The organism is Sinorhizobium sp. CCBAU 05631 (assembly GCF_002288505.1).
Taxonomy (GTDB): domain Bacteria; phylum Pseudomonadota; class Alphaproteobacteria; order Rhizobiales; family Rhizobiaceae; genus Sinorhizobium; species Sinorhizobium fredii_C.
Window position 1 is genome coordinate 2,323,712 of sequence record NZ_CP023063.1, and the last position, 19,555, is coordinate 2,343,266.

17 protein-coding genes are annotated in these 19,555 nt (G+C 64.4%); 9 read left to right on the top strand and 8 right to left on the bottom strand.

All coding sequences use genetic code 11. The annotated features are described in order from the left end of the window. The 3 genes from SS05631_RS11450 to SS05631_RS11460 are packed head-to-tail and all read left to right on the top strand — an operon-like array spanning window position 1 to window position 5,808. On the top strand, window positions 1–921 hold the full coding sequence (locus SS05631_RS11450; RefSeq protein ID WP_037414965.1) for a DUF58 domain-containing protein: 921 nt from the start codon (window positions 1–3) through the stop codon (window positions 919–921). After that, window positions 918–3,731 carry a DUF4159 domain-containing protein gene (locus SS05631_RS11455; protein WP_095677980.1) on the top strand — a complete coding sequence of 938 codons (2,814 nt, stop codon included), beginning with the start codon at window positions 918–920 and terminating at the stop codon, window positions 3,729–3,731. The genes SS05631_RS11450 and SS05631_RS11455 overlap by 4 nt, the downstream gene beginning before the upstream one ends. A gap of 7 nt (window positions 3,732–3,738) precedes the next feature. Further along, window positions 3,739–5,808: a membrane protein gene (locus SS05631_RS11460; RefSeq protein ID WP_037414932.1), complete on the top strand. Its 2,070-nt coding sequence runs from the start codon at window positions 3,739–3,741 to the stop codon at window positions 5,806–5,808. Between the two features lie 270 nt (window positions 5,809–6,078). Here the strand turns inward: SS05631_RS11460 and SS05631_RS11465 are convergent, their stop codons facing one another. Then, window positions 6,079–6,639: an N-acetyltransferase gene (locus tag SS05631_RS11465; protein ID WP_037414930.1), complete on the bottom strand. Its 561-nt coding sequence runs from the start codon at window positions 6,637–6,639 to the stop codon at window positions 6,079–6,081. A 258-nt stretch (window positions 6,640–6,897) separates the two neighbouring features. On the opposite strand from SS05631_RS11465, the gene SS05631_RS11470 reads away from it, so the two are divergent. Then, window positions 6,898–7,875 (top strand): glutathione S-transferase family protein, encoded by a 978-nt coding sequence (locus tag SS05631_RS11470; protein ID WP_037414927.1) that lies wholly within the window; start codon window positions 6,898–6,900, stop codon window positions 7,873–7,875. Window positions 7,876–7,880: 5 nt separating this feature from the next. Here the strand turns inward: SS05631_RS11470 and SS05631_RS11475 are convergent, their stop codons facing one another. Then, a complete protein-coding gene (locus SS05631_RS11475; RefSeq protein ID WP_037414923.1) occupies window positions 7,881–8,369 on the bottom strand; it encodes an NUDIX domain-containing protein in 489 nt (162 codons plus the stop codon). A gap of 130 nt (window positions 8,370–8,499) precedes the next feature. Between SS05631_RS11475 and SS05631_RS11480 the strand changes: the two genes are divergently transcribed. The 4 genes from SS05631_RS11480 (at window position 8,500) to SS05631_RS11495 (ending at window position 11,654) form a co-directional block, all read left to right on the top strand. Beyond that, complete coding sequence (locus SS05631_RS11480) at window positions 8,500–9,408, top strand: metallophosphoesterase (protein ID WP_037414920.1); 909 nt, start codon at window positions 8,500–8,502, stop codon at window positions 9,406–9,408. Between the two features lie 165 nt (window positions 9,409–9,573). Then, a complete protein-coding gene (locus SS05631_RS11485; protein WP_037414917.1) occupies window positions 9,574–10,119 on the top strand; it encodes a hypothetical protein in 546 nt (181 codons plus the stop codon). Window positions 10,120–10,304: 185 nt separating this feature from the next. Next, window positions 10,305–10,823, top strand: a complete 519-nt coding sequence (locus SS05631_RS11490; RefSeq protein ID WP_037414914.1) for an RNA polymerase sigma factor — start codon at window positions 10,305–10,307, stop codon at window positions 10,821–10,823. Window positions 10,824–10,826: 3 nt separating this feature from the next. After that, entirely contained in the window at window positions 10,827–11,654 is an 828-nt protein-coding gene (locus SS05631_RS11495) for an anti-sigma factor (RefSeq protein WP_050988181.1), read from the top strand. Between the two features lie 193 nt (window positions 11,655–11,847). On the opposite strand, the gene leuA is transcribed toward SS05631_RS11495, so the two are convergent. Then, window positions 11,848–13,557: a 2-isopropylmalate synthase gene (gene leuA, locus SS05631_RS11500; RefSeq protein ID WP_037414908.1), complete on the bottom strand. Its 1,710-nt coding sequence runs from the start codon at window positions 13,555–13,557 to the stop codon at window positions 11,848–11,850. Window positions 13,558–14,047: 490 nt separating this feature from the next. Continuing rightward, window positions 14,048–14,632, bottom strand: a complete 585-nt coding sequence (locus tag SS05631_RS11510) for an ATP-dependent Clp protease proteolytic subunit (protein WP_037414905.1) — start codon at window positions 14,630–14,632, stop codon at window positions 14,048–14,050. Between the two features lie 230 nt (window positions 14,633–14,862). Between SS05631_RS11510 and SS05631_RS11515 the strand changes: the two genes are divergently transcribed. Then, complete coding sequence (locus SS05631_RS11515; RefSeq protein ID WP_037414903.1) at window positions 14,863–15,441, top strand: HupE/UreJ family protein; 579 nt, start codon at window positions 14,863–14,865, stop codon at window positions 15,439–15,441. A gap of 36 nt (window positions 15,442–15,477) precedes the next feature. Here the strand turns inward: SS05631_RS11515 and queF are convergent, their stop codons facing one another. The 4 genes from queF to trpLE all read right to left on the bottom strand — a co-directional run bounded on the left by queF (window position 15,478) and on the right by trpLE (window position 19,541). Further along, window positions 15,478–15,942, bottom strand: a complete 465-nt coding sequence (queF, locus tag SS05631_RS11520) for a preQ(1) synthase (protein ID WP_037414901.1) — start codon at window positions 15,940–15,942, stop codon at window positions 15,478–15,480. Between the two features lie 57 nt (window positions 15,943–15,999). Beyond that, window positions 16,000–16,911 (bottom strand): cation diffusion facilitator family transporter, encoded by a 912-nt coding sequence (locus tag SS05631_RS11525; protein ID WP_037414950.1) that lies wholly within the window; start codon window positions 16,909–16,911, stop codon window positions 16,000–16,002. Between the two features lie 176 nt (window positions 16,912–17,087). Beyond that, window positions 17,088–19,277, bottom strand: coding sequence for an anthranilate synthase (locus tag SS05631_RS11530; protein ID WP_037414898.1), 2,190 nt, complete (start codon window positions 19,275–19,277; stop codon window positions 17,088–17,090). 114 nt (window positions 19,278–19,391) lie between these two features. Beyond that, window positions 19,392–19,541 (bottom strand): trpE operon leader peptide TrpLE, encoded by a 150-nt coding sequence (gene trpLE / locus SS05631_RS32645; RefSeq protein ID WP_179864720.1) that lies wholly within the window; start codon window positions 19,539–19,541, stop codon window positions 19,392–19,394. Window positions 19,542–19,555: the final 14 nt, after the last annotated feature.

Here is a 19,555-nt window from a genome sequence, read left to right on the forward strand (position 1 = left end):
ATGGCCGCGATCGGGCAGACAGTCGCGCGTACACCGTCCGGGGAAGTCTTGTCGCGCGCCCAGCAGCGGGCGATGCTCGTTCCCGATTGCCTTGTCGAGGCGCGTCGCATCGCCAATACGGTGATTGCCGGCTGGCACGGCCGGCGCAAGCGCGGCATCGGCGAGAATTTCTGGCAGTTCCGCCCCTATAGCCAGGGCGAAAGCCTGTCGCGCATCGACTGGCGCCGCTCGGCCCGCGATGATCATACTTATGTCCGCGACCGCGAGTGGGAGGCGGCGCACACGATCTGGCTCTGGGCCGATCTTTCGCCCTCGATGATGTACAAATCGACCCTCGGCGCAGTGTCGAAGGAAAGCCGCGCACTGGTGCTGATGCTGGCGCTGGCCGAAATCCTCGCCCGGTCCGGCGAACGGATCGGCTGCCCAGGGGTGATGGAGCCGGTTTCGGCCCGCAACGCCGCCGAACGCCTGGCGGCGGCGATCATGCTGAGCCCGCTTGGCGGCGGCCTGCCCGAGACCGGCATGATCCGCGGCGCCAGCGATCTGGTGCTGATCGGCGACTTTCTCGACCCGGCCGACAAGGTGATGGAGCGGCTCGGCCCGCTCGCCCGCAGGGGACTGCGCGGACATATCGTCGAAATCGCCGACCCGGCCGAGGAGGTCTTCCCCTATGCCGGCCGCACCGAATTCACCGATCCCGAAAGCGGCGAGAAGCTGACGGCCGGCCGCGCCGAAATCCTGCGCGACGACTACCAGCGCGCCTACCGCGCCCGCCGCGACGGCCTCGGCGCAGGTCTCCGCCACCTCGGATGGACCTTCATTCCGCATCGGACCGACCGGCCGGCCTCGGAGGCGCTGGTCGCCGTCCATATGTATCTTTCCGGGATGCCCACCCGCGCGACACACGGGGGGCAGCTATGATCGGCGGCCTCGCCTTCGCCTTTGCCAACCCCGCGATACTGGCCGCCCTCGCGGCCTTGCCGGTGATCTGGTGGCTGCTGCGCATGACGCCACCGAGGCCCGCGGCCGAGGTCTTCCCGCCGCTTCGCATCCTTGCCTCCGTAATCAAGCGCGAGGAGACGCCGTCGAAAAGCCCCTGGTGGCTGACGCTTCTCCGAATGCTGATGGCCGCCGCGGTCATCTTCGCGATCGCTGACCCGGTCTTCAATCCCCGCAGCAATACGCTTGCCTCTTCCGGACCGTTGGCGCTCGTGATCGACAACAGCTGGGCAACAGCACCCGACTGGGAGCGAAGGGTCGAGGCTGCGTCGGCATTGATCGACGACGCCGAGGCCAGGGATCTTGCCGTTTCGGTCCTTTTCACAGGCGATCGCCAGCACGACGCGACGCCGGCATCGGCCGCTGCCGCACGCACCCGGCTCGCGGCCGCTGCGCCGGAGCCGCTTCCCGCCGATCGCCGACCGGCGCTAGCGGCGCTGAAGACCGCATTCAACGACACCCCGCCGGGGACGATCGCCTTCGTCACCGACGGCATCGAAGCGGCCGATGACAAGACCATGGCAGCGCTGAACGAAATCGGCGCGGCGGAGCTCCGGGTGATCGACGCGGACGGCAGCCAGGCCGTGGCACTGACCGGCACGAGCAACGAGTCTGCCGGCATGTCGGTGACGGCCACCCGCCTGAAGACCGACGACCGCCGGTCCCTTCCGATCGTCGCTTACGACAGCCGCGGCCGCGCCATCGCCGATAGCGCAATCGAATTTGTCCCCGGCGCCGCTGTCGCCAAGGGAACGATCGAAGCACCGTTCGAGCTGCGCAACGATTTCGCCCGCATCGGCATCCAGGGCGAGGCGACCGCCGGTGCCACCCATCTCCTGGACGACGGTTTCCGCCGGCGTCGCGTCGCACTCCTGAGCGGCGAGGCGCGCGACCTGTCGCAGCCGCTTTTGTCGCCGCTCTACTATATCAATCGCGCGCTCGGCCCCTATGCCGATCTCATCGAGCCGCGCGAGACCGACCTCGCCGTCGCCATTCCCGAGCTCCTGGAACAGCGCCCTTCCGTCCTGATCATGGCCGATATCGGCCGGTTGCCGGAAGAAACCTATCCGCTGCTTTCGAAGTGGATCGACAACGGCGGCATGCTGATCCGTTTCGCGGGTCCGCGCCTTGCCGCGGCACCGGCCGACGACCCCCTCGTTCCCGTGACGCTCCGGCAAGGGGAGCGGGCGCTCGGCGGCGCCCTCTCCTGGTCCGAACCGCAGCCGCTCGCCGACTATCCGGCCAACAGCCCCTTCGCGGGGATGGCGCGGCCGAGCGACATTCTGGTCAAGCGCCAGGTTCTAGCCGAACCGACGGCAGATCTGGTCGAGCGCACCTGGGCAAACCTCGCCGACGGCACGCCGTTGGTGACTACGGCAGCACGCGGCACCGGCCGCATCGTGCTCTTCCATGTCAGCGCCGAGGCAACCTGGTCGAACCTGCCGATTTCCGGGCATTTCGTCGAGATGCTTCGCCGCAGCGTCCAGCTTTCACGCAGCGGCGGCGTCGCCGGTGAAAGCAGGGCGGCGCAGGCGCACACGCTGGCGCCCTTCCGGCTCCTCAATGCCGACGGTGTGCTCGTCGCGGAGACCGGCAATGCCCGGCCGCTCGATATGCAGCCGGGCAAGGCTCCCGTCACGACGCCGGACAACCCGCCGGGCCTTTACGGTTCCGAGGACGGATTCACCGCGCTGAACCTCTTGCGGCGCGACGCCGAACTCAAGCGGATCGACATGACCCTTGCCGGAGCCCACACCGTGGAACGGCTCGTGCGGGCAGAGAGCTGGTCGCTGAAGCCGGCTCTGTTGACGTTCGCCCTGCTCCTGCTCATTGCCGACGCCATCATCGTGCTTTTCATGAGCGGCGCCTTTTCCCGGATCCGCATGGTGCGCACTGCATCTATGCTGGTCTTCGCGCTTGCCGCAGGCGTTCTCTTCACGCCGCCGCAGGTCCTTGCGGACGATGCGCGACCGGACGACGAGCGTATTCTCGAACGTCTGGACACGACGCATCTCGCCTATGTCGTCACCGGTGAGGACGAGGTCGACCGGCTTTCGGAGAGCGGGCTTCGCGGGCTGACCGATTTCCTCACCTACCGCACGACGCTCGAGCCCGGTGCGCCTGTCGGTCTCGACATCATGCGGGACGAACTCAGCCTCTATCCGATCATCTACTGGCCGATTTCGGCGAGCGCCCCGATGCCGAGCCCGCAGGCGGTCAGCCGCATCGACGCCTATATGCGCGCCGGCGGCACCGTGCTCTTCGACACGCGCGACCAGTTTTCCTCGCTTGGCGCTGCATCGAGCGGCACCAGCCCGAACACGGAACGGCTGCAGGCCATTCTGGCCAATCTGGACATCCCGCCGCTGGAGCCGGTGCCCGCCGACCACGTGTTGACCAAGGCCTTCTACCTCCTGACCAATTTCCCCGGCCGCTACACCGGCAGTCCTCTGTGGATCGAGGCGCAGTTCGAAAACAGCGACGAGCCGAGCAACCGGCCGGCCCGCTCCGGCGACGGCGTAACGCCGATCATGATCACCGGCAACGATTTTGCCGGCGCCTGGGCGGTGGACGCCAACGGCGTCGCCCTGCTGCCGACCGTTCCGCCGGACGAGATGCAGCGCGAATATGCCTTCCGCTCCGGCGTCAATATCATGATGTATATGCTGACCGGCAACTACAAGGCCGACCAGGTACACGTCCCCGCCCTGCTCGAGCGGCTCGGACAATGAGGCAGCGATGACGATCGATTTCTCACCGCTCCTTCCCTGGCCCTATCTTGCCGCACTGGCGCTCGTTGCGGCCGCCTTGGCGGCGTTCGGCATCTGGCGAGGCGTTCGCGGCGCCTGGCTCCGCGCCGCGGCCCTTGCAGCATTCTTCCTTGCGCTTGCCAATCCCGTGCTGTTCCAGGAAGAGCGCGAGCCCCTCTCGACCATCGTCGCCGTCGTCGTCGACCGCAGCCAGAGCCAGGACAATGACGGCCGGCGCGAACAGGCCGACAGGGCGCTTGCCGACCTCAAGGAGCGACTCGCCCGTTTTCCGCAGATCGAGACGCGTGTCGTCGAGGCCAAGGACGGCGAGGAGACCGAGGCGCCCTCGACGAAGCTCTTCGGCGCGCTCGCGACGGCCATAGCGGACGTGCCGCCCGCCCGGGTCGGCGGCGCCATCTTCATCACCGACGGCCAGATCCACGACGTGCCCGATATCAACCAGAAGCTCGGTTTCGAGGCGCCGATCCATGGACTGATTAGCGGCAGGCCGGACGAGGTCGACCGGCGCATCGAGATCGTCAACGCACCGCGCTTCGGCATCGTCGGCGAGCAGCAGAAACTGACCTTCCGCGTTGTTGACGATGGCGCTGCCAACGGCGGCAGCGCCGAGGTGACGATCCGCCTCAACGGCAACGAGATCGCGACGGAACATGCGGAACCGGGAACGGATGTGCCGTTCAGCTTCACCGTTCCGCGCGGCGGCAACAATATCCTCGAATTCGCAGTCAACCCGATCGCGGGCGAGGTGACGGAGGTCAACAATCGCGCCGTTCACGTGCTGGATGGCATCCGCGAGAACCTGCGCGTCCTTCTCGTCTCCGGCGAGCCGCATGCCGGCGAACGCGCTTGGCGCAATCTCCTGAAATCCGACGCCGCCGTCGACCTCGTGCATTTCACGATTTTGCGGCCGCCGGAAAAGCAGGACGGCACGCCGATCAACGAACTCTCGCTCATCGCCTTTCCGACGCGCGAGCTCTTCGTCGACAAGATCAGCGAGTTCGATCTGATCATCTTCGACCGCTACCAGCATCGCGGCGTGCTGCCCATTCTCTACTACGACAACATCGCCCAGTACGTGCAGAACGGCGGCGCGCTGCTGATTGCGGCGGGGCCGGAACATGCCGGCGACGATTCGATCGCGGCAACGCCGCTTTCGACTGTGCTGCCGGCAAATCCGACAGGCGTCATGAATGAGAAGGCCTTCTTCCCGCGGCTTTCGGAGGAAGGAAAAAAACATCCGGTGACGCGCGGGCTCGAAGGCGCATCGAGTGAACCGCCAAGCTGGGGACGCTGGTTCCGCACCGTCGACGTTGATAGGCCGCTCGGCCAGACCGTCATGGAGGGAGCGGACGGCAAGCCGCTGCTCGTGCTCAACCGTGTCGGCAAGGGCCGCGTCGCCATGCTGCTCTCCGACCAGGGCTGGCTCTGGGCGCGCGGCTTTGAAGGCGGCGGCCCGCATATCTCGCTCTACCGGCGCACCGCCCACTGGCTGATGCAGGAGCCGGCGCTTGAGGAAGAAGCGCTGACCGCGCGCGCCCTCGGACGAACGCTGGAAATCACCCGGCAGACGATCGAAGGCGACCCCGGACAGGCGACGCTCACCTACCCTTCCGGCCGCACTCAGGAGATAGGGCTCACCGAGCGCGAGCCGGGGCTCTACAAGGCGGAGGTGAAGACCGACGAGATCGGTCTTTTCGAAGTCGCCAATGACGAACTGACGACGCTCGTCCATGTCGGCAATGTCGATGCGCCGGAGTTCAAGGCGGCGATCTCCACCGAGGAAAAATTGAAGCCTTGGGCCGAAAAGACCAAGGGCATGGTCCGCCGGCTTGCGGATGCCGATGGTGCCGTCGACCTGCCAACCATCCTGCCGGTCCGGGGTGCGGTGCGCGTCGCCGACGACCAGCGCCTGTCACTCAGAATGACAGACGAGACGGTGCTCAAGGGCGTCAATTCGCTGTCGCTCTTCGCCGGCCTCTTCGGCCTCGCCGCCCTGCTGTTGTTGATCTCGGCAATGTGGTACCGCGAAGGGCGGTGAGTGGGCGCATTGAGGTCTATACGGCTCGGTGTGCTGCCGCACGTTTGGGCGAGCGCGTTGGATGCCGAGCCCCCTGGGATCGTCATCCTCGGGCTTGACCCGAGGATCCAAGTGCAAGCATCTGGACACACCCAGGTCATCAGTAATGTAGCGCGAACCCCGAGGCCGATTGCTTCTTTTTGAGCTCGTGAATGGATCCTCGGGTCAAGCCCGAGGATGACGAGTGGAAGGGGAGCGGCCATTCCGTTGAATGGCCCAGCGCCCAGCAAATCAGGCGGCGGCGCCTTCAGCGGGTGGCGGCACAACGCCCTTCGCTGCAGGCACTACGCTGTCATCCCGCCAGGCAATCACACCCTCAAGCCGCGCGTGAACGTCGGCTGCGATCGGCACGACCAGCACCCGGGCCGGATCGACCGGACCGGGGAATTCAAGCGCGCCGTACCGGACCTTCGCGAAGCCGAGCGGCTGGTAATAGGGCGGGTCGCCCACCAGGATGACCGCTTCGGAGCCCTTCCGCCGCGCCGCCTCGACGGCGATCCGCACGAGTTCCCGACCGATGCCCTTGTTCTTGTGCGACGGCCGGACGGCGAGCGGACCGAGCAGATGCCCCTTGACGGACCCCACGCTCACCGGGGTCATCCGCACGGAGGCGATCGTTTCGCCGTCATCGGTGCAGATGAAGGACAGCGCCCGGTCGTGCGGGCCCTGCTCGCGGATCCGCGCAGCCGCCCGGGCAAACCGGCCGGGGCCGAAGGCTTCCTCATTGATGATTTCGATGGCTGCGTCGTGGGATGCGTCTTCAGTCAGATAGACGAGATCGAGCTTTTTCATGGATGTCGAGAACCGGCAAGCGAACAGACAATAGGGATGGCGCGCCCCAAGGGCGTTTGCAGCATCAGCGTCGTCGCAGGCTTCCCGACAGGATCATCGTTACGGTCGCTTTCGAAAAAAGAAAAAGCTTCGGATCGCCGATAGCAGAAAATCGCCGCCGGTCAAAGTCTAAAACGCACTGTTCAGAATTTCATGCCTATCGGCGAGGCGATGCCGCGCTATCTATCGAGAACAGGAAGAACTGGAAGGATCGCGCTGATGGGCAGGCTTGTGGACGGCGTCTGGCAGGACGTCTGGTACGATACGGTCGAAACCAACGGGCATTTCAAGCGAAGCGTGTCGCAATTCCGCAATTGGGTCACCGCCGACGGTTCACCCGGCTCTTCGGGCGAAGGCGGCTTCGAGGCCGAGGCCGATCGGTACCATCTCTATGTCTCGCTTGCCTGTCCCTGGGCGCACCGCACGCTGATCTTCCGCAAACTCAAGAAGCTTGAGGAGATCATCCCGGTCTCGATCGTTGATCCGCTGATGCTGGAAAACGGCTGGGAATTCAAGGGCGACAACGGCGGCACCGTCGATCACCTCTTCGGCTCGCAGGCGCTTTGGCAGATCTACACGCGCGCCGACTCCAACTATTCCGGCCGTGTCACCGTACCGGTGCTCTGGGACAGGAAGAAGAACACGATCGTCTCCAACGAGTCGGCCGAGATCATCCGCATGTTCAATTCCGCCTTCGACCGTCTCACCGGCTCGGCAGCGGATTTCTATCCGGAGGACCTCAGGGAGGAGATCGACGCGCTCAATGCGCGCATCTACGACAAGGTCAACAACGGCGTCTACAAGGCCGGCTTCGCCACGCGCCAGGAGGCCTATGCGGAGAACGTCACGGCGCTATTCGCGATGTTGGACGAACTGGAAAGCCGCCTTGCCTCGCGACGCTATCTGTTCGGCGACCGCCTGACCGAGGCGGACTGGCGCCTGTTCACCACCTTGCTGCGCTTCGACCCGGTCTATGTCGGCCATTTCAAATGCAACATCCGCCGCATTGCCGACTATCCGAACCTAAGCGGCTATCTGCGCGATCTCTATCAGGTGCCGGGCGTCGCCGAGACCGTCAACATGCGCCATATCAAGGAGCACTATTACCGCAGCCACAGGATGATCAATCCGACCGGTATCGTGCCCGTCGGGCCGGAACTCGATCTTCAGGCGCCGCACGGACGCGAGGATCGGTAGGGTCCCTACCAAAACATAGCCGGCGCCGCCGTTCCGGCAAGTTCGGCAAGCCTGCGGCGCGTTGCCGGCGTGGTGTCGGCGGGCAGATCGTCGGGCGCAAAGAAGCCGGCCGCCGCGATTTCCAGGTCGGCAACTTTCGGCCGCACCTGGCGGACATCGTCGCACCGGAAGAAGACGACATGATCGCGCTTGCTTGTTCCCGGGTTGTAGTAGACCTGCACGAGGCGCGGCGGCCCGGTGAGCTCCAGATTGCCCTCCTCGCGGAGCTCGCGGACCAGCCCGTCAAACGCCGTCTCGTGCCGGTCGACGCCGCCACCGGGCAAGTGCCATCCGGGCAGATATGAGTGCCTGACGAGGAAAACCCGGCCTTGGTCATCGAAGCAGGCGGCCCGCACCCCGAGCGTCATGCCGCGCGAGACGGCGAAATACATGTGAGCGAGCCGTGTCAGGGGCCAGAGCCAGTTGCGCACCTCTTTCGGCCGGTCCTGGTCCATCGGCTTCTCCTTCCCGGCAATTCGAAGTGCTGCAACGGGGCCTGTGGCCCTGCGTCGGACATGTGCCGCTGCGGCGGGATAACCCATTCAAGTGATTCCCCTGCCGCCGAATATGCGCTAGACCGGGGCGATGTTCAAACTTGCGCATATTTCCGACGTCCATCTCGGCCCCCTGCCCGATCTGTCGTTTCGCGAACTCGCCTCCAAGCGCATTACCGGTTTCGTCAACTGGCACCGCAACCGGGCGCGCCATCTCTTTCCCGACACGCTCAAATGCCTGATGGACGACATCGAAACGCGCGACCCGGACCATCTGGCGATCACGGGCGACCTAGTCAACCTTGCATCCTCTCTGGAAATCGAAGCGGTCACCGAATGGCTCGCCGAGGCCGGCGACCCGCAGGACATCTCCGTCGTGCCCGGCAATCATGACGCCTATGTGCCGGGGGCCTATGAGAAGACGGCACGCGCCTGGTATCCTTTCATGCGCGGCGACAACGGTCCTTCCGGTTGGATGAAGGACCATCACTGCTTTCCCTATCTTCGCGTACGGGGCTCGGTCGCCCTCATCGGCTGTTCGACGGCGGTCGCCACGCCTCCCTTTGCGGCAAGCGGCTATTTCGGCCCGCGGCAGGCCCGCGCCACGGTCAACCTCTTGCGTGCGGCCGGCGAGGCCGGTCTGTTTCGGGTCGTCATGATCCACCATCCGCCGATCCGCGGCGCCACATCCATGCACAAGCGCATGATCGGCATCCGCCGCTTCGCCGCGACCATCTCGTCAGGTGGCGCGGAGTTGGTGCTGCATGGCCACACGCATCTCAACACCGTCTACTGGCTCAGGGGACACGCGGCGCCGGTGCCGGTTGTCGGCATCGCCTCCGCCTCGCAAGGGCCGGGCGGCGCCAAGCCGGTCGCCGCCTACAACCTTTTCTCGATCGGAGGAGAGCCGGGCAATTGGAAGCTGACCCGCGAGCGCTTTGCCCTTGGCGCGGACGCCAAGACCGTCAGCCTCGCCGAGACAACCCAGTTCCATGGTTGAGAGAGCGCTTAGGGGGCATCGTATCGGGGGCGCTTTTTTTGAACTGCCGCCCGAATAATCGGCAAGGCTCCGGCGTCTATGTCGCGTTGGAGGTCAAACGCCGCCGGAGCGACATCTGCGTCGGCCGGTCATCGGCCGCCGCATCGTTCACAGGAGAAAGGCATCATGAACGGCAAGATCATCCTCTTCACCCTTTCCGCCTTCGCGGCCTCCGTGGCAAGCCAGGCGGCGTTGGCCGTCGGCGACGACAACAGCGCGCCGCCCAAGAAGACCAAGACGACCACCCAATGCAGGGACGGCAAGGTCTGGGACGCCAAGCGGAACCGATGCGTCGATGCGAAGCGGAGTGATCTTGGCGACGATGTCCTGTTCGACGCGGCACGCGAGCTCGCCTATGCCGGCCAATACGAGAACGCGATCAAGGTCCTCGGCGCGATGAACGAGCAGCAGAGCGCCCGCGTCCTGAACTATCTCGGCTATAGCAACCGCAAGGCCGGGCGCATGGAGCTCGGCATGCAGTATTACAAGCGCGCCATCCAGGCCGACGAAAACTATATTCTCGCCCGCTCCTATATGGGCCAGGCCCTGATCGAGCAAGGTCGGGTCGAGGAGGGGAGAGCACAGCTCGTCGAAATCCGCGACCGCGGCGGCGAAGGCACATGGGCTTACAGGGCCCTGCTCGAATCGCTCGGCGGCGTTCGTCAGTATTGACGGCGCGGATCTTCCTCCCCGCCGAACGCCGGGCTGCCGGCGTGCAAAACCTTGTACGCCGGACCGCAAAAAACTCATTGCGATCCGGGTCTTCCCTTGCAGACTTCCGATCAAGTTTCATATCATGAGCCGTGCGTTCGCAGCGCGAACAGACGGATGATCCGGCACGTCTCACTGGAAGAGAAATGCGCCCAGCGGCAGAGATGAAGGACTTCAGACGGGATTTGGTCAGCCTGCTGCCCAAATTGCGCCGCTTCGCGATGACGCTGACGCGCAATGCCAACGATGCCGACGACCTCGTCCAGGAGGTTTGCGAGCGGGCGATCGGCCGCAGCCATCTGTGGAATGGCGAGGGACGGCTGGAGAGTTGGGTCTATGCGATGACCCGCAATCTCTGGGTGGACGAGGTCCGCAAGCGCAAGGTCCGCGGCACCGGCAGCATGGTCGACATATTCGACCAGCGTGAACTGAATGTCGAAGCCGCGGCCGAGAAGGCGGTCTATGCCAATCAGCTGCAGAAGATGATCCTCTCCATGCCTGAGGGACTGGCAAGCGTCTTCCTGCTGGTCAACGTCGAAGGTCACAGCTACCGGGAGACCGCGACGATCCTCGGCATCCCGATCGGCACGGTGATGAGCAGGCTCTCGACAGCGCGCCTGCGGCTCGCGGCCATGCTGTCCGAAGATACGGAAAGGAGGGCCTGACCGTTGCAGCAGACGAAAGGGATGGCGCTCGAAGTGCGGTTGTCCGCCTATATCGACGGCGAACTCGGCGAGGCGGAAAGATCCGAGCTCGACGCTCTGCTTACGCGCGATGAGGACGCCAGGGTGCTGCTTGACAAGCTGAAGGCGGGCAGCACATTCGGCAACAGGGCCTTCGAGGATTTCCTTCACGATCCGGTGCCGCTGGCGCTGGTGCGGCAGATAAAGCAGGGAGGCGGCATCAACCCGAAGCTCGAGCGGGTAACGACGTCGAACCTCCCGACACGAGGCGCCCGGGTCTTGCCACGCCTTGTTGCCACCGCGATCGGCCTGCTGCTGACCGGCGGCGTCGCCGGGTTCATTCTCGGCAGCACGGCCAATTTCGTCGAACCGGTCGGCGAGACCGCCGCGAGCCCGTGGGTCAACGAGATTGCCGACTACCATCGCGTCTATTCGCGCCAGAAGGAGCATCTGGTCGAGGTCCCGGCCTCGCAAGCGGCCCACATAGAAACCTGGCTGACCGCGAGCGTCGGCGTCCGCTTCAAGATTCCCGATCTTACGAGCACGGGACTTGCCTTCGAAGGCGCAAGGCTGCTGGTCGCCAATGGCAAGCCGGTCGCCCAGCTCGTCTACCGTGACCAGGAGGACGAGATCTTCGCCATCTGCTTCTTGAGGAGCGCCGACGGGGCCAAGGCGGACACCTTCAGCGAGGTTATCCGCGGCGATCTGGGATTGGTCTCCTGGCAGAAGGAGGGCGCCTCCTTCGTCGTCGTCGGGCCGTCATCGGCCGCCGGTCTGCAGGATCTGGCGCGCACGGTGGCGGCCGCCATCTGAGCACGTTGGAACGTCGCGGTTCGGCCCCCGGGCACCTTCTCCCCAAAATGCGGGGCGAAGGGGTTTGCCGCGTTGCCTTAGTCCCCTCTCCCCGCAAGCGGGGAGAGCGCTAGTCCTCGGGATAAACCCGAGAAGAGGGGCAATCGCAGGCGAGGGCCGTCTTCAGAACAGCCCGCCGGCCATCGTCACGGGCTCACTTCGCCACCGTCTCCAACACGCGATTCGCGGCCGAGACGATCGCTTCGAGCGAGGCCGCGACGATGTTGGTATTGATGCCAGCACCGAAGAGCGTGCCGCCCGGGTGCTCGACCTCCACATAGGCGATTGCGGCGGCGTTCGAGCCGTGCTGCAGCGAGTGCTCGGAATAGTCCGCGACCGAGAGCTCGATGCCGAGATAGATCGACAGCGCGTTGATGAAACCGTCTATCGGGCCGGTGCCCTTGCCTTCGATCCGCTTCGTCTCGCCGCGATCGGTGATCTCGGCGGCAACGACTCTGAGCCCCTTGTGGTCGCCCACCGGATAGGTGTGGTGATCGACGAACTTGATGCGTGCGCCGGGCTGCTCGACATAGCGCTCGATGAAGCGCTGATGGATGCGCTTCGACGGCAATTCCTTGCCTTCTTCGTCGGTGATCCGCTGAATGTCCTCGCGGAACTCGATCTGCAGGTTGCGCGGCAGGTTGATGCCGTAGTCTTCCTGCATGATATAGGCGATGCCGCCCTTGCCCGATTGCGAGTTGATCCGGATGATGGCCTCGTAGCTGCGGCCGACATCGCGCGGGTCGATCGGCAGATACGGCACTTCCCAGATGGGCTTGTTGGCCTGCTTAAGCGCCTTCATGCCCTTGTTGATGGCGTCCTGATGCGAGCCGGAGAAGGCGGTGTAGACCAGTTCGCCGACATAGGGATGGCGTTCCGGAATGACCATCTGGTTCGAATATTCGTAGACTTCCTTGATCCGCTCGATATCCGAGCAGTCCAGCTTCGGATCGACCCCTTGCGTGAACATGTTGAGCGCCAGCGTCACCACGTCGACATTGCCGGTGCGCTCGCCATTGCCGAACAGCGTGCCTTCGACGCGATCGGCGCCGGCCATCAGGCCGAGTTCGGTCGCGGCGATGCCGGTGCCGCGGTCGTTGTGCGGATGCAGCGAGACGATCAGGTTCTCGCGGTTGTCGAGATTGCGGCACATCCATTCGATCTGGTCGGCATAGACGTTCGGCGTCGCCATCTCGACGGTCGACGGCAGGTTGATGATCAGCTTGTTGTCCGGGGTCGGCCGGACGATCTCGGTGACCGCATTGCAGATCTCCAGCGCCACTTCCAGTTCGGTGCCGGTGAAGCTCTCGGGCGAATATTCGAACCGATAGCCGCCGCCAGCCTTTGCCGCCATGTCGGTGATCATCTTGGCGGCGTCGGTTGCGATCTGCTTGATGCCGGCGACATCTTTGGCGAACACGACGCGGCGCTGCAGCTCGCTCGTGGAGTTGTAGAAGTGGACGATCGGTCGGTGGGCGCCCTCAAGCGCCTCGAAGGTACGGGTGATCAGTTCCGGCCGGCACTGCACCAGCACCTGCAGCGACACGTCGGCCGGCACATTGCCCTCCTCGACGCACCAGCGGGCAAAGTCGAAATCGGTCTGCGACGCAGACGGGAAGCCGATCTCGATTTCCTTGAACCCCATGTCGACGAGCAGGTGGAACATGCGGGCCTTGCGGTCGTGCCCCATCGGATCGACGAGCGACTGGTTGCCGTCGCGCAGGTCCACCGAGCACCAGATCGGCGCCTTGCTGATCGTATTCGACGGCCAGGTGCGGTCCGGCAGCGCGACCTGCGGATAGGCCTGATATTTCACCGCGGCCTCGGGCATGCCGGCCTTGATGGGATGCGATCTCAGTGTCATGTGCAGCTTCTCTTCGTCACTGGAGCGTGGCTTGCCGGATGCAATAGCCGATCACGGACCATATTGCGAGGCTGATGCCGACGCCATTGTTTCAGTTCTGGGGTGTTCGAGGAGAGGAGCATCTGCCGGCAAGGCTTTCGGCCGCCGGGCGCCCCTCACCGGACCCGGCAACCGCGAGTAAGGCCGAGAAGAAGAAGAAGCGAGGCAAAGGCGCGCGAGGGGGCACGATCGTGATCGTGTCCAAAGGAGATCGCTGAGATCTTGTGCGCGTAAGCCTTGGTCATAAGAGTGCCTATACACGGCTTGGCGAAGCGGAGCAAGGGAGCTGATGGGTGTAGCCCGTGTTAGCTGAGGCTTCACCAATAGCCTGCGGGGCTGGCGTCGAAGTCAACATAAATAGGCAGAACGGTGCGGCAGAACCCTTCTCCCCGCCTGCGGGGAGAAGGTGGCAGCAGCCGGATGAGGGGCGATTCGCTGGGGTGACCCGACGTCAAATCTCCGCGACCGATGTGATGATCCGCGAGACGAGTCCATAGGACTTCGCCTCGTCGGCGCCGAGCCAGTAGTCGCGGTCCGTGTCCTTGGCGATCTTCTCGACCGGCTGGCCGGTCGCTTCGGAGAAGATCTTGTTAAGCCGTTCGTTCATCTTGATGATTTCACGCGCCTGGATCTCGATGTCCGAAGCCATGCCGCGGGTGCCGCCGGACGGTTGATGCAGCAGGAAGCGGGTATTCGGCAGGCAAAGGCGCCGTTCCTTCGGCGGAGCGACGAAGATGAGCGCGCCGGCGGAGGCCACCCAACCCGTGCCGATCGTCCAGACCTTCGGCTTCACGAACTTGATCATGTCGTGAATGCTGTCGCCGGATTCGACGTGTCCGCCCGGCGAGTTGACGAAGATGCGAATGTCTTCGTCGCTGGCCGAGGCAAGCGCCACCAGCTGCGAGCAGACCTTCTGCGCCAGTTCCTGGTTGATCGTTCCGTAGATGAAAATCGAACGAGACTTGAAAAGGTTCGCCTCGGTTTCCTTGCCCAGCGGCAGTTCGGTCTTCTTTTCTTCCTGGTCGTCGTCGTTCATCCGCATTCTTCGGACTCCTCGTGAAATGTCTCAAGGTCAGATAATGCGACTCGATGCCGATGACAATGCAAACCGCCAGTGAATAAAGGTTCGGACCCCGAGCGCTGCCGCAATGGTAAATGGGTGCACCGTCAAATGCCGTATGGACAGCGCGAAAAAGCCCAATAAGATCAGCGCGTCATCAGAGCGGACGGGCTGCCTCCCGTGCACGCCGACAAGTGGGGACCATAATGAAGACACGCATGCTCATTGCCACCGCCGCACTCGGCGCTTCCGCGGCGCCCGCCTTCGCGCATCTCGACCCGGTCGAGCACGGTTCGCTGGCGGCCGGTCTTTCCCATCCGTTTTTCGGCGCGGACCATGTTCTGGCGACGGTCGCCGTCGGCCTCTGGGCCGCGCAGATCGGCGGCCGCGCGCTCTGGACTGTTCCTGCTGCCTTCGTCGGGATGATGACTGTCGGCTTCGGACTGGCGCTCGCCGCCGTTTCCCTGCCCTTCGCCGAGCCTGCGATCCTCGCCTCGGTCGTCGCCTTCGGCCTGATCGTCGCGATCGCCGTGCGCCTCGACGTGGCGCCGGCCGCTGCGATCGTCGGCATCTTCGCCCTCTTCCACGGCCATGCCCATGGCAGCGAACTGGGGCTGGCCGGCGCCTGGCCCTTCGCTCTCGGCTTTATCGCCGCAACCGCATTGCTGCACGCCGCCGGCCTTGGCCTGGGTATCGCGCTCGCGAGGCTTTCGAGCAACGGCACGCTTGCCCGCCTTCTCGGCGGCGTCACCGCGCTGGCCGGCGCCGCGATGATCTTCGGCTGACCATACCGGCGCAAGGGCGGCGGGCTTCCCGCCGCTTCAGCCGCGGCCGCGATAGGTCGGCACGCCCTGATCCGGCAGCCAGACGCCTGCGGGCGGATTGCCGGTCTGCCAGAACACATCGATTGGGATACCGCCGCGCGGGTACCAGTAGGCGCCGATCCTCAGCCACTTCGGAGAAAGAAGCGACACCAGCCGCTTAGCGATGTCGATCGTGCAATCCTCGTGGAAGGCGCCGTGATTGCGGAAGGAATGCAGGAACAGCTTCAGCGACTTCGATTCGACCAGCCAGCCGTTCGGCACGTAGTCGATAACGATGTGGGCGAAGTCCGGCTGTCCGGTCATGGGGCAGAGCGAGGTGAATTCCGGCGCCGTGAAGCGGACGAGGAAATCCGTGCCCTCATGGCCGCTCGGCACGCGTTCGAGCACCGCCTCCTCGGGGCTCTGCGGCAGGTCAACCTTCGCCCCCAGTTGTGAAAGTCCTGATACGTCGGTCTTCGGCATTTCCCTGGTTCCTTAAGTTTGGAGCGATGCGGGCAAAGCACCGCACACCCCTTTTCGTCATCCCGTTCTGGTTTTGACGCGCACGCCGTGCGCTTTTTCGCCTTCCGGCTCGACGTGGATGGCGATCCTTGCGCCCGGATGAACGGCGCGGATAGCATCCTCGATCCGGTCGCAAATATCATGGGCGTCGCCGACCGGCATCGCCTCCGGCACGACCATGTGAAAATCCACGAAGGTCGCCGGACCCGCCTGCCGCGTCTTCAGGTCATGGACGCCGAGCGACCCGCCGGCATTGGCGGCGATCGCCTGCTTGATCGCCTCTTCTTCCTCCGCCGGCACAGCCTTGTCCATCAGCCCGTCGATCGAGCGCGAGATGACCTTCCAGCCCTGAAACAGGATGTTGGCGGCGACGACCACGGCAAGCAAGGGATCGAGAATTGCATAGCCGGTGGCAACGGCAAGAACAAGACCCGCGAGCACCCCGGCCGACGTGACGACGTCGGAGAGGATGTGATGTCCGTCGGCGCTGAGTGCCGGCGAACGATGCGCCCTGCCGGCGCGGATCAGGACATAGGCCCAGATCGCGTTGACGACACCGGCAGCGAAGTTGATTGCCAGGCCGAGCGCCGGCGCCTTCAGCAAGGACGGCGCCATCATCTCGGGCACGGCCTCCCAAAGGATGGACAGCGCCGCCACGACGATCAGGACACCTTCGATGACCGCCGAGAAATACTCCGCCTTGTGATGCCCGAAGGGGTGGCCGGCGTCCGCCGGCTTCGCTGCGTAGCCGATCATCGCGTAGGCGATCACCGCGGCAACGACGTTGACTACGGATTCCAGGCCGTCTGACAGCAATGCGACCGACCCTGTCACCCACCAGGCAAGCAGCTTCAGCCCCATGACCCCGAGAGAAAGCGGGATGCCCCAAAAGGCGAGCCTTAGAACCGTTCGATTGTCGGACGCGGTCATCTTCATTCCTCGTGCAGATGCAAACGATGCAAATGCATGCCCATTGAAACGCAAAACCGCCCGCGCGGGTTTTCGCGCAGGCGGATTTTAATGCCTCATATGGGCGATAATGAACGGCTTGTCAAAGGCGCGATCGCGCTCTCGCGATTACTCTCAAGGGGTCGTCAGCGAGGGCCTCAGGCGGCCTTGATCTTCGCCCTCTTCGCCAGGTGCGCCACGACGTTCTCGATCATCCGCATGCCGGCGTCTCCGCCGAGCGTCATGATCGATTCCGGATGGAACTGCACGGCCGCCACCGGTTCCTTGAGATGCTCGATGCCCATGATCGTTCCGTCCTCGCTTTCGGCGGTAATCATGAAGTCGCGCGGCAGGCTCGACGGATCGGCAAAGATCGAATGGTAGCGCCCGACCGTCACTTCCTTGCCGAGGCCGGAGAAGACGATGCCCGGCTCCAGCACGCGGATGCGCGACGGCTTGCCGTGCATCGGGACCGCCAGTTGCCTGAGATCGCCGCCATAGGCCTCGGCCAGCGCCTGCAGGCCGAGGCAGACGCCGAAGATCGGAAGTTCACGCGCCCGCGCCTTCTTGATCGTCGCCTTGCAGTCGAAATCCTTCGGGCTGCCGGGGCCGGGAGAAAGCACGACGAGGTCCGGCTTCACCCGATCGAAGATTTCCTCGGCAACCGGCGTGCGCACGGTGGTCACCGTCGCACCCGTCTGGCGGAAATAATTGGCCAGCGTATGGACGAAGCTGTCTTCGTGATCGACCAGCAGGATATTGACGTCGGCGCCGACGGGGGCGACGTCGCGCGCCGCCTTGGCGCTGTTGGCGGATTTCGCGTCGCGAATGGCTGCAATCATGGCGGAGGCCTTCAGTTCGGTTTCGGCTTCTTCCTCTTCCGGATTGGAATCATAGAGCAGCGTCGCCCCCGCCCGCACCTCGGCAATGCCGTCCTTGATGCGGATCGTGCGCAGCGTCAGCCCGGTGTTCATGTCGCCGTTGAAGCCCACCATGCCGATCGACCCGCCGTACCAGGCGCGCGGGCTCTTCTCATGGCTCTCGATGAAGCGCATCGCCCAGAGCTTCGGCGCGCCGGTGACGGTGACCGCCCAGGCGTGGCTGAGGAAGCCATCGAAGGCGTCCATGTCGTCGCGCAGCCGCCCCTCGATATGGTCGACCGTGTGGATCAGCCGCGAATACATCTCGATCTGGCGGCGGCCGATCACCTTGACCGAGCCCGGCACGCAGACGCGGCTCTTGTCGTTGCGGTCGACGTCCGAGCACATGGTGAGCTCGGATTCGTCCTTCTTCGAGTTCAGGAGCTTGAGGATCTGCTCGCTGTCGGCGATCGGATCGTCGCCGCGCTTGATCGTGCCGGAGATCGGGCAGGTCTCGATGCGGCGCCCGGAAACGCGCACGAACATCTCCGGCGAGGCGCCGACGAGGTATTCCTGGTTGCCGAGATTGATGAAGAAGGAATAGGGCGACGGGTTGATCACCTTCAGCCGGTTGGAGATTTCGGAGGGGCGGCTTTCGCAGCGCTCATAAAATTTCTGCCCAGGCACCACTTCGAAGAGGTCGCCGCGGCGGAAGCTCTCCTTCGCCTTGACGACGAGCTCGGCGTATTCGCCCGGGCGATGATCCCCGTGCGGCGGGATGCTGTCGACGGTGCGGAACGGTTCGGAAGCAATCTCCGCCGCCTTGCCCTCGGTCGAGACACCGTCCCTGGCGAAATCGTAGCGGTCGATCCAGGCCTTGGCGGCATAGTGATCGACGACGAGGATTTCGTCCGGCAGGAAGAGGACCATGTCGCGCTGGTCGTCCGGCCGGGCGAGCTTCAGGTCGATTGCGTCGAACTGGAAGGCAAGGTCGTAGCCGAAGGCGCCGTAAAGGCCGAGGCTCGCATCCTCCTCCGAATGGAAGAGGTTCGTCACGGCGCGAAGCACCGTGAAGACCGTCGGCATCTTCGAGCGCTCTTCCTCGGTAAAGACGCGGTCGGGCTCATTGATGGTGAGATCGAGACGGCGGGCCGTCAGCGTCCCGAGCGTGATGTCGGCAACCATTTTCAGGTGCTCGGCGATCAGCGCCAGCAGCACCTCGCCGCGTCCGTTATAGGCCTCGATCCAGAGCGAGCGGCCGAAGGAGGAGATGGCGAGCGGCGGGTCGACGACGGCAGTGTCCCAGCGGGTATAGCGCCCCGGATATTCGTAATTCGACGAGAACACCGCACCGCGGCGCTCGTCCAGCCTGTCCACATAGGAGGCGATTGCATCCGCATAGGACGCGTCGCGCCGCCGGCGCGTCACGACAATGCCGCCATTCGTGGTGTAACTCTCCGCGCCGTCTTTCAGAATTACCGTTGCCATTCGCCTCGCTCCGTAAAAGCCCGGTCATTCCACGCGGCTCGAATACGAAAAAAGCCGCCTCGAAATTTCCGGGCGGCTTCATGTCTCAATCACGCATGACTGGTCAAGGCCGCCTCAGCGAGCCCACCACCAGATCGAAATGTTCTGCGTGTTTGCCATGGGCGAAGTGTTAGCGTGGCTTGCGGCCTCACGCAAGCGGGAAAACAGCACCGAATGTTCGCGCGCCGAAAGAAAAGAGGCGGCCCTTTCGAGCCGCCTCTCCATGCAGTCAGGCAACG